The sequence below is a fragment of the Pseudomonas sp. SDT291_1_S447 genome, from assembly GCF_054070155.1.
In genome coordinates, this window is record NZ_JBSVXS010000305.1 from 1 (window position 1) to 436 (window position 436).

1 protein-coding gene and 1 pseudogene are annotated in these 436 nt (G+C 56.4%); one reads left to right on the forward strand and one right to left on the reverse strand.

Annotated elements, in window-relative coordinates; translation table 11 throughout:
- Positions 1-210, forward strand: a pseudogene (locus ACW9IR_RS29660) (hypothetical protein); the annotation flags it as partial.
- Here the strand turns inward: ACW9IR_RS29660 and ACW9IR_RS29665 are convergent.
- Positions 207-436, reverse strand: a 230-nt coding sequence (locus ACW9IR_RS29665) for a hypothetical protein (RefSeq protein ID WP_457466169.1), incomplete at its 5' end; no start/stop codon positions are given. The pseudogene ACW9IR_RS29660 and the gene ACW9IR_RS29665 overlap by 4 nt on opposite strands.

Below are 436 nucleotides of genomic sequence, written 5' to 3' on the forward strand. Positions count from 1 at the left end.
GTCGAATGGGAAGTGCGCCGCCTCGAAAGAATCGGCAAACAGGCACTGCCCGACGCCATGCGCAAATGGTCAGAACCGCTGCCGCAAGATCAATGGGCCAAACCCAGTGAAGAGCTGCTGCGGATGAGTGAACAGGTGCGGCAGATGCAAAAGCGTCAACCTCATCGACCAATCACCGAAATTTTTGCGCAGGTGCAGCGCGAGCGTTAATAAAGCAAAAAACCGCAGGCAGCGATTTTTTGATTGTGCGCACTAAGGTAAAGCCGAATATCGCAAACGGAGACGGACAGTTTGCGCAGTTCGATCTGGCGCCGGCGGGGGGGCGGCGCCAGTTGGTTTTTCATCAAAAAGACTCTTGCGCCCTTCACTGACGTTTGCGGTGGCTGGTTGATTGCCTTCGCGAGCAGGCTCGCTCCCACAGGGGAGTGCGGTGCAA